Annotated in this window: 5 protein-coding genes; 4 read left to right on the top strand and 1 reads right to left on the bottom strand. The window is 67.3% G+C overall.

Features of this window, described 5'->3' with window-relative positions; genetic code table 11:
• Positions 1-70 precede the first annotated feature (70 nt).
• Complete coding sequence (locus AVR91_RS08290; RefSeq protein WP_063271871.1) at positions 71-472, bottom strand: nitroreductase/quinone reductase family protein; 402 nt, start codon at positions 470-472, stop codon at positions 71-73.
• A 131-nt stretch (positions 473-603) separates the two neighbouring features.
• Here AVR91_RS08290 and AVR91_RS08285 point away from each other — a divergent pair, with 131 nt between their 5' ends.
• The 4 genes from AVR91_RS08285 (at position 604) to AVR91_RS08270 (ending at position 8,647) form a co-directional block, all read left to right on the top strand.
• Complete coding sequence (locus tag AVR91_RS08285) at positions 604-1,689, top strand: plasmid pRiA4b ORF-3 family protein (RefSeq protein ID WP_228709156.1); 1,086 nt, start codon at positions 604-606, stop codon at positions 1,687-1,689.
• Between the two features lie 201 nt (positions 1,690-1,890).
• Complete coding sequence (gene dnaE, locus AVR91_RS08280) at positions 1,891-5,475, top strand: DNA polymerase III subunit alpha (protein WP_063271873.1); 3,585 nt, start codon at positions 1,891-1,893, stop codon at positions 5,473-5,475.
• Entirely contained in the window at positions 5,475-6,947 is a 1,473-nt protein-coding gene (locus tag AVR91_RS08275; RefSeq protein ID WP_063271874.1) for an MFS transporter, read from the top strand. The genes dnaE and AVR91_RS08275 overlap by 1 nt, the downstream gene beginning before the upstream one ends.
• 455 nt (positions 6,948-7,402) lie before the next feature.
• Complete coding sequence (locus AVR91_RS08270; protein WP_063271875.1) at positions 7,403-8,647, top strand: low temperature requirement protein A; 1,245 nt, start codon at positions 7,403-7,405, stop codon at positions 8,645-8,647.
• Positions 8,648-8,894 lie beyond the last annotated feature (247 nt).

The following is an 8,894-nucleotide window of genomic DNA, read 5'->3' as shown; positions in this document are numbered from 1 at the left end:
GAAGGGGGCCTTCACGTACTGCAGCTGCGAGCAAGGGCAGCGACGGCAACGCCACCCCGACCCAGCGAGCTCAGACGCGGCTCAGCGCGATCACCGGGAACGGCCGCGTGGTCTTCGACTGGTGCTCGGCCAACCGCGGAAACGCCTTCGCTTGCTTCGCGAACAGACGGTCCCGAGCCGCTCCGGTGACCTCGACCGCGTGAGCGGTGAAGGCCTCTCCCTCCGCCTCGACGTCGACGGACGGCTCCGCGACCAGGTTGCGATACCAGTCCGGATGCCCGGGCGCGCCGCCATTCGCGGCGAAGACGATGTAGCGGTCGTCGTCGGCCAGGAACAGCATCGGCGTCACATGCCGTCGCCCGGTGCGGGCACCGGTGGTGGTGAGCAGCAAGGTCGGGAGACCGTCGCCGTGGCGGCCGTTCGCGCGGAACTCCGCGATCACGCGCTCGTTCATGGCCTGCAGGTCGATCATCAACTCTCCGGGCGTTCGGTTGATCTTGGCGGCTGGTCAGTCTGCACATCGACGCCCAGGTCGGCAAGCATTTTCCGATCGGCGCAGCTCACGACCCCGAAACTGTCGGTGCCGCTCGCGATACTGATCCCGTGTCCCCTGTCAGCCGCGGCCGCAAGCCCGCCAAACGACCGAAGCACCAGCGTTCCCGTCCGACGCGTGCGCCCCTCGACGTGTCCAGGGTGGAGCGCTGGCCGAAGCTGCTCCACGGGCCGATCGAGCTTTCGGGCTGCGTCGTCCAAGCCCAGGTGGATCAGGACCTGATGGTCCTGGCCGCCACGCTGACCGCCGGCAAACGCACGGTCGGCGTCGAGGTGGTGGTCAACGAGCGCGAGGTCGACGTGATCGAGCTCCATCCAGTACCCGAGGACGCCCTGGCGGTGCTCCGCAACGGCTTCGAGGTGGTCGAGGCGCCGCTGACCCCCGACGAGTTCCGGAGCCAGGTCGAAGCGGCCTTGATCGCCAAGGCGGATCGTGACGCCTGGATTCGGGAGCGGGTCCCTCGGCTCTTGGAACTGGGAAGGGATCCGAGACCCGATCTGTCCGCGCGAGCGGCTCAGTTGCGCCGGTGGCTCGGCCTTCCCGTCTACGAACCGTTGCCTCGTATACCGTCGGCCGAGCCGCTGCCGCTCGTCCTGCCCCCGTCCGCGTCGGTCACCGGGCTCCGGTTGGCGGTCGCCCTGTCCTCACCGGACGACGCGATCTGGCGGCGGCTCGAAGTCCGCTCGGACGTCACCCTCGCCGGACTGCACCGGATCCTCGCGGCCGCGTTCGACCGGGACGAGCGGCGGCATCACCGGTTCGAGACCGCGTACGGAAGCTTCAGCGCCGACGCGCAGAGCGGTGAGGGCGAACGGCTGGACGACGAAGTGGAACTCGGCCAGATAGCCACGTCACCCGGCCACCGGCTCCTCTACGAGGTGGAGTACTGGAAGCACTGGATCCGCGTCGAGCAGCTGGTCGTCCTTCCTGGAGCACCGAGCTGCCTCGACGGCGAACGCGCCGCACCTCCGGCGGAATGCGAGGACGAGCAGAGTTACGAGATGTTGCTGGAGGCACGGCGTGATCCGTACGACGAAGAGAACGAGGATCTGCTCGAAGAGCTCGGCGGCGTCGGGTTCGATCCGGAGTGGTTCGACAGGGAGGTGGTCAATGAACGCCTGGCCCGGCTGAGCTGACCCCGCGCCCCGATCGGGCGAACCGAGGTCGCCGCGAACCCGCGCCGCGTCGGTGCTTGGCGGTGGCCGGTCGGAGGGGGAGACTGGCCCTCGCCGGGGTGCCAGCCCGCCCGGGCGCCGAGATCCTTCGGCGCATAAGGTGGGAGGACCGGCCCGCGTCAAGCAGCCAGGGATCCGTCTGCCTAGGGGAGGTTTTCGCTGGTGTCGAACGATTCCTTCGTCCACCTGCATGTGCACACCGAGTACTCGATGCTCGACGGTGCGGCGAAGATCGCCCCCTTGTTCAAGGAGGCGGCGCGCCTGGGCATGCCCGCGGTCGGGATGACCGACCACGGCAACATGTACGGCGCGGACGAGTTCTACCAGCAGGCGGTCAAACACGACCTCAAGCCGATCATCGGCATCGAGGCCTACATCGCGCCGGAGAGCCGCTTCCACAAGAAGCCGGTCTTCTGGGGTCAGTCGAACCAGCGCGGCGCCGACGAGTTCGGTGAGGGCGGTGACGTCTCCGGTGGTGGTGCCTACACCCACATGACGATGCTCGCCGAGAACTCCACCGGCCTGCGCAACCTGTTCAAGCTCTCCTCGCTCGCGAGCATGCAGGGCTACTACCGCAAGCCCCGGATGGACCGCGAGCTGATCGCGGAGAACCACCACGGCATCATCGCGACCACCGGCTGCCCCTCGGGCGAGGTGCAGACGCGGCTCCGGCTGGGGCAGCGCACCGAGGCGATCCAGGCGGCGTCGGACTACAAGGACATCTTCGGCGCCGACAACTTCTTCCTCGAGCTGATGGACCACGGCCTGCCGATCGAGCGGTCGGTCCGTGAGGGCCTGCTCGAGATCGGCAAGCTGCTCGACCTCCGCCCGCTGGCCACCAACGACTCGCACTACGTCACCAAGGACCAGGCCGACACCCACTCCGCGCTCCTGTGCGTGCAGGCGGGCAAGACGCTGAACGACCCGAACCGCTTCAAGTTCGACGGCGACGGCTACTACCTGAAGTCGGCCGCCGACATGCGCGAGTACTGGGACAAGGAGGTCCCCGGCGCCGCCGACTCGACGCTGCTGATCGCCGAGCGCGTCGAGTCGTACAAGGACGTGTACACGCACAAGGACCGGCTGCCGTTCTTCGAGGTCCCCGAGGGCTACGACCAGGGCACCTGGCTGCGGGAAGAGGTCGCGCGCGGCCTCAAGTGGCGGTACCCGGACGGCGTGCCGGACCCGTACTACAACGAGCGCATCGAGATCGAGCTCGACGTCATCATCGGGAAGGGCTTCCCCGCCTACTTCCTCATCGTCGCCGACCTCATCAACTACGCCCGCAAGGTCGGCATCCGCGTCGGCCCCGGCCGTGGTTCCGCCGCCGGCTCGCTGGTCGCGTACGTCCTCGGTATCACCAACCTGGACCCGATCCCGCAGAAGCTGCTGTTCGAGCGGTTCCTGAACCCCGAGCGCGTCTCGATGCCCGATATCGACATCGACTTCGACGACCGCCGTCGCGGCGAGATGATCCGTTACGCCACCGAGAAGTACGGCGTCGACAAGGTCGCCCAGGTCATCACCTTCGGCACCATTAAGACCAAGGCTGCCATCAAGGACTCCGCCCGCGTCCACTTCGGTCAGCCGGGGTACGCGATCGCGGACCGGATCTCGAAGGCGCTCCCGCCGCCGATCATGGCGAAGGACATCCCGCTTTCGGGCATCGTCGACTCGAAGCACGAGCGCTACGGCGAAGCGGCCGAGGTCCGCGCTCTCGTCGAGACCGACGAAGAGTGCAAGACGATCTTCGAGACCGCCCGCGGTCTCGAAGGCCTGATCCGCAACGCCGGTGTCCACGCCTGCGCGGTCATCATGTCGTGCGACCCGCTGACCGACGCCATCCCGCTGTGGCAGCGTGACGACGGTTCGATCATCACCGGCTGGGACTACCCGTCGTGCGAGGCCATCGGCCTGCTGAAGATGGACTTCCTCGGCCTGCGGAACCTCACCGTCATCGGTGACGCGATCGACAACATCAAGGCCAACCGCGGGATCGACATCGACCTCGACACCCTCGGCGTCGAAGACCCGGAGACGTACAAGCTGCTTTCCCGCGGTGACACGCTCGGCGTGTTCCAGCTGGACGGCGGGCCCATGCGTGACCTGCTCCGCCGGATGCAGCCGACGGTGTTCGACGACATCGTGGCGGTGGGCGCGCTGTACCGCCCCGGCCCGATGGGCATGAACGCGCACAACGACTACGCCGACCGCAAGAACGGGCGGCAAAAGGTCAAACCGATCCACCCCGAGCTCGAAGAGCCCCTGAAGGAGATCCTGGCCGACACCTACGGCCTGATCGTCTATCAGGAGCAGATCATGCACATCGGCCAGAAGGTGGCCGGTTACTCCATGGGTCGCGCGGACGTGCTCCGCCGCGCCATGGGTAAGAAGAAGGCGGAGGTCCTCGAGAAGGAGTTCGTCGGCTTCGAAGAGGGCATGAAGTCGAGCGAGCTGGTCCCCGGCGGCTTCTCCTCCGAGGCGATCAAGGCGCTCTGGGACACGATCCTCCCGTTCGCCGGCTACGCGTTCAACAAGAGCCACGCGGCCGCGTACGGCCTGATCTCGTACTGGACCGCGTACCTCAAGGCGAACTTCACGCCGGAGTACATGGCCGCGCTGCTCACCTCGGTGGGTGACAACAAGGACAAGTCGGCGGTCTACCTCTCGGAGTGCCGCCGGCTCGGGATCAAGGTGCTCCCGCCGGACGTCAACGAGTCGGCGCTGAGGTTCGCGGCCGTCGGGGAGGACATCCGCTTCGGTATGGGTGCCGTCCGCAACGTCGGCGCGAACGTCGTCGAGTCGATCATCAAGACCCGCGAGGAGAAGGGGAAGTACTCCTCCTTCACCGATTTCCTCGACAAGTCGGAGCTGGTGGCCTGCAACAAACGGGTCATCGAATCGCTGATCAAGGCGGGTGGCTTCGACTCGCTCGGCAACACCCGGCTTTCGATGATCCAGGTGCACGAAGACGCGGTCGAAGCCGTGGTCCCGCTCAAGCGCCAGGAGGCGATGGGCCAGTTCGACCTCTTCGGGTTCGGCGGGGACGACGACGCGGAAGCCGCGGCGTCCTCTTCACCGCTCGCGCATTTGAAGTTCGGTGAAGAGGAGTACCCGCGCAAGCAGCTTCTGGCCTACGAACGGGAGATGCTCGGCCTGTACGTCTCGGCGCATCCGCTGGACGGCGCCGAACGCATCCTGCGCAAACACGCGCCGCGGCCGATCGCCGCGATCCTCGCCGACCCGCCGAAGGAAGGCGAGCTGGTCGTCTCCGGGCTGATCACCTCGCTGGAACGCCGGGTCAACAAGAAGGGCGAGCCCTGGGCGATCTGCACCATCGAGGACATGGACGCCTCGCTCGAGGTGCTGTACTTCCCGAAGTCCTACGCGATGTTCTCCGCCGACCTCATCGAGGACAACGCGGTCCTGGTCAAGGGCCGGGTGAACTGGCGCGAGGACAAGATGTCCATCTTCGGTGGCGGCCTCGTCCCGCTCGACCTGTCCGAGGTCGGCAACGGCGAGGACGACCTGCCGCTGGTCCTGCTGGCCGCGGCGGAGAAGATCGACCAGTCGGTGGTCAGCGAGCTGAAGCAGACCTTGCTGGCGCACAAGGGCGAAACCCCGGTGCACCTCAAACTGGTCGGCAAGAACCAGACGGTTTTCGCGCTCTACGACTATCCGGTCAAGGTGACGTCGATGCTGATCGGTGAGCTCAAGGGCATCCCCGGGATCGCCGCCAGCACCTGATGAACACCTACGAACCCGACCCCCGGCGCTGGAAGGCGCTCGCCGTCTCCCTCGCGGCCGGGTTCATGGGCCTGCTCGACGTCAGCATCGTCAACACGGCGCTGCCGTCGATCCAGAAGGATCTCGGCGCGTCGAGCGGCGGGATCCAGTGGGTGGTTTCGGGCTACGCGCTGGCTTTCGGGCTGGTGCTGGTGTCCGGCGGCAGGCTCGGCGACGCGCTCGGCCGCCGCCGCATGTTCCTGTTCGCGCTCGCCGCGTTCGTGCTGACCAGCGCGTTCGCCGGCGCGGCGCCGAACGAGACGACGCTGATCATCGCGCGGCTCCTGCAGGGTTTCGCCTCGGGCATGATGACGCCCCAGAACAGCGGGATGATCCAGGACCTGTTCCGTGGCGCCGAACGCGGTCGTGCGTTCGGCATGTTCGGTGCCACCGTCGGGATCTCGACCGCGGTCGGGCCGGTGCTCGGCGGCGTGATCCTCGCCGTCTTCGGTGATCCGGAAGGCTGGCGCTGGGTCTTCTACGTGAACGTGCCGATCGGCATCCTGGCGTTCGCGCTGGCCCTGAGATGGCTCCCGAAACCGGAGACACCGCCGAGAAGCCTGCGGGGTGAGATCGACTTCGTCGGCATCATGCTGCTGGGTGTCGCCGTACTCGGCGTCCTGCTCCCGTTGATCGAATCCGAACAGGGCGGGCTCAGCAGCCTGTGGTGGCTGTTCCTCGTCGCGGTGGTCTTCGGTTTCGCTTTCGTGCGCTGGGAACGTTCGATGGTGCGGCGCGGTCGGCCGCCGCTGCTGGACACCCGCCTGTTCACCGGGACCCCCGGCTACGCGACGGGTGCGGCCGTCGGCGCGCTCTACTTCAGCGGGTTCACCGGAATGTGGCTGGTCTTCGCCATCTTCTTCCAGCAGGGCCTCGGTTACACACCACTGCAATCCGGGCTCGCGGTCACCTCTTTCGCCCTCGGCTCGGCCGTGTCGGCGGCGATCGCGGGTCGGCTGGTGTCGAAGTGGGGTCGCAAGCTGACCGTCACCGGGCTGGTGATGGTGATCGCTGGGATGGTCACGGTCGCCGTCCTCGCCGGTCAGGATCCCGGCGCCGCGGCGGGCTGGTGGTTCGCGTTGCCGTTGCTCGTCGCCGGTGTCGGCGGTGGCATGGTCATCTCGCCGAACACCACGCTCACCTTGGAATGCGTCCCGACGTCGATGGCCGGAGTGGCCGGGGGAGCGTTGCAGACCGGGCAGCGGATCGGCACCGCGATCGGCACCGTCGTGCTGGCTTCGGTCTTCCACGCGGTACTCGGCGCGAACGGCGGCTACCCGTCGGCGCTGACCGCGGCGATGATGTGCGCCGCCGCGTTGACGAGCTCGGCGCTCTTACTCGCCGTGATCGAACTTCGCGCACGCCGGAAGCGGCGCTCGCTCACTGAGCGGGAGGACGCCGAGCGGGCGGCCGCCGACAGTCAACGCGGCTGAGTCTTCCGCCCGGCCGACGACTACGTTCGGCAAGATCGGATGCTCCATCCGAGTGACGGAGGCAGTCATCCTCTGGTGCTACTCAGAGCAACCGGGTACACCTAACGGAGCCTTCACCGCTGTGACTCGGCTACCGACAGTGGTATTTCTGTCGATCGATCGGGGATGGATCGATCGGCTGAAGCGATCGTGGTGAGTCCGGAGTTCTCAGGAATGGACACCTACGGTCACGAGCCGGTGGACAGCCGTCGGCGTCCGCGGGGGACCGTTCGGCGGCGGCCGGTTCGACACCATTGGCGAGCCGGGTCGCGGTGAGGCATTCGCGCGGGTGGGTCCGCGCGGGGTCGCCTGGGGAGGTGCACCCGGCCCGGGCCCACCCGCCGCGCGTTTCTCCGAGTGTGTCATCGCCTCCCGGCTGCGAAGATCTCCGCAGATCGAGATTGCGAGGAGCACCGATGGCGGAGAGTTCTGTTCGGCGGAATCGGCTGCGGGTCTGGTACCGGCCGATGACGATGCGCGATTCCGGTGAAGGCCACCGGGTCGCGACCCCGCTGGAGCTGTTGTTCGACCTGTGTTTCGTGGTCGCCGTGGCGCAGGCCGCCGCCGGTCTGCACCACGCGATCGCCGAGAACCACATCGGGCACGGGGTGCTCAGTTTCGGGATGGTGTTCTTCGCGATCTGGTGGGGCTGGCTGAACTTCAGCTGGTTCGCGTCGTCGTTCGACACCGACGACGTCCCGTACCGGCTGGTGACGCTGGTGCAGATCGCGGGTGGACTGACCGTCGCCGCCGGTGTCTCGTCGGCCTTCGACGGCGACTTCAAGATCGTGGTCGCCGGCTACGTCCTGATGCGGCTCGCGATGGTCGTGCAGTGGTTGCGCGCCGCGCGGACCGATCCGGACTGCCGCCCGGCGGCGCTGCGGTACGCCATCGGCATCACGATCGTCCAGATCCTGTGGGTCGTCCGCCTCGGTCTCCCGAAGTCGCTGGCGCTGCCGTCGTTCTTCCTGCTCCTGCTGGCGGAACTCGCGGTCCCGGTGATCGCCGAACGCAAGCGCTGGACTGGCTGGCACCCGCATCACATCGCCGAGCGCTACGGCCTGTTCACGATCATCGTGCTGGGTGAATCCATCCTGGGCGCGACCACCGCGATCAAGGAGGGGCTGGACGAGGGCGAGCACACCGGCAGCCTGATCTCGCTAGCCGCCGCCGGGCTCGTGCTGGTCTTCTCGTTGTGGTGGCTGTACTTCGACCAGCCGGGCCACGTCAGGCTGGAGAAGGCGAAGAGCCTGTTCACCGTCGCGAGCTGGGGCTACGGGCACTACCTGATCTTCGCCTCGGCGGCCGCGCTCGGTGCCGGCCTCGAGGTCGCGGTCGACTACGACACCCACACCGGGCACGTCGCCTCCCTGCCCGCCGCCATGGCGACGACGGTGCCCGTCGCGATTTATCTGGTGAGCGTCTGGCTCATGCACATCGGCCCCACCAACGAATGCCGTCCGATCGCGATCGGCTTCCCGGTGACCGCGGTGCTCGTGCTCGCCGCGTCGTTCACGCCGGCGCCCATCCACATCACCGCCGGGCTCGCCGCCGCCCTCGTCGTGCTGACCGTCGTCGCGACGCACGGCGAGCCCGTGCCGGGGGAGAGCCAGATCGACGCAGGTCAGAGCGTCGGCGCGAAAAAAGGGACCCCCCTGTAAACGCCGGTTTCGGGCCGTGTAATGTTCTCTTCGTCGCCAGGGAAACCGAGCGGCCGCCGGGAACACGAACCAAGCTCCCACCGGATGGTGGTAGAGTGGGTGGTCCCGAACCGGAGAGGTAACTCTACCCCCGCTGAAACGGCAGTTTCGAGCAGGTGCTAGGGTGTGCTCCGGACAAAAGCCAAGAAATGACTGCTTCGGATAAGGCCGCTGTGATGGTGGTGCGATTCGGGGTGTGTTGCTTGAG

It is taken from the genome of Amycolatopsis keratiniphila subsp. keratiniphila, assembly GCF_001620365.2.
GTDB classification, from domain to species: domain Bacteria; phylum Actinomycetota; class Actinomycetes; order Mycobacteriales; family Pseudonocardiaceae; genus Amycolatopsis; species Amycolatopsis keratiniphila.
Note: the sequence above shows the minus strand (reverse complement) of the source record. Positions and strands in the feature narration are given on the sequence as shown.

Excerpts from the sequence above, each read along its gene's own strand:
- AVR91_RS08275 (WP_063271874.1), top strand. The coding sequence starts at position 5,475 with ATGAACACCTACGAACCCGACCCCCGGCGCTGGAAGGCGCTCGCCGTC.
- AVR91_RS08290 (WP_063271871.1), bottom strand. The coding sequence starts at position 472 with ATGATCGACCTGCAGGCCATGAACGAGCGCGTGATCGCGGAGTTCCGC.
- AVR91_RS08270 (WP_063271875.1), top strand. The coding sequence starts at position 7,403 with ATGGCGGAGAGTTCTGTTCGGCGGAATCGGCTGCGGGTCTGGTACCGG.